Source organism: Vibrio sp. 10N.222.54.E6 (assembly GCF_041473955.1).
GTDB lineage: Bacteria > Pseudomonadota > Gammaproteobacteria > Enterobacterales > Vibrionaceae > Vibrio > Vibrio tasmaniensis_A.
In genome coordinates this window covers 1-893 of sequence record NZ_JBFRTD010000063.1, presented here as the reverse complement: position 1 = coordinate 893, position 893 = coordinate 1, and the positions used below count along the sequence as shown (strand labels likewise).

Below are 893 nucleotides of genomic sequence, written 5' to 3'. Positions count from 1 at the left end.
AATTAATAAGTTAATAATTTAATAAGTTAATGTAAATTATATTCAAAAATAAAATAACCTTGAATTCTAATTTCAGCACCGAGCCTACTGCATAAATACAACGTTGCTCATCTTCTTTGAAAATAACGTCTAACGCCCAGGACTCTGGTTCTCAATGTGCCAAAGTTTTCTTGTCGCTCTTGAGCGGCTTTGTTGAAGCGCTCATTTAATCGCCAATTTTGAGTTGAGAGCCTTTTCCTATATTCTTATCATACCTTGATGTATTCACTCTCATAATCATACCTTACAAACACAATCAATCCAGGCGTCAACACTTCAAAAAAACACCTACCGACAAACCAATTATATTGCGTGACCGAGGGCGGATTGATATCTGATTATCAGGCGACACTATGGATAATTGGCAGAGTGAGCAACGCACTTATGATGGAACAGGCTCATCCCCCAAATACCCTGATAGCACAATAAGAGCGTGCCATTATTTGAGACTGGTCTTCAAACAGCCCCTACGCCAACTTCAAGGTCTCATCGATAATCTATTAAAAAGAATGGGGTACGCAGATCTAGCCTGTCCAGACTATACCTCTCCTTCTAAGCGCTTATCTCAACTAGGTCTTAAGAAGCCCGCATTCAAATCCACATATAAACCGAATGAGGGGCCGTAGGGGCACTGTGTGAAAAAATTGATATAGATGCAGACCATGTTTCAGCCGATAAAATGGACGATACCGAGGACGTCTAGGACGCATTATCGAGCAAATTTCCTGAAGCCGATAATCATTCCTCCCAAAGATAATCTGTTTGCTGACGACGCTCGCAATCCTAAAAGGATGAGAAATTTAGTGGCGTATTCTGCATTAGGTCCCATACGGTGGCAAAAGACAAAGCAGTAT

General features: G+C 40.8%; 1 protein-coding gene. It reads left to right on the top strand.

Annotation, left to right across the window (positions count from 1 at the left end):
- Nucleotides 1-392: 392 nt before the first annotated feature.
- Nucleotides 393-665, top strand: a complete 273-nt coding sequence (locus AB4513_RS24165) for a transposase (RefSeq protein ID WP_017100261.1) — start codon at nucleotides 393-395, stop codon at nucleotides 663-665.
- Nucleotides 666-893: the final 228 nt, after the last annotated feature.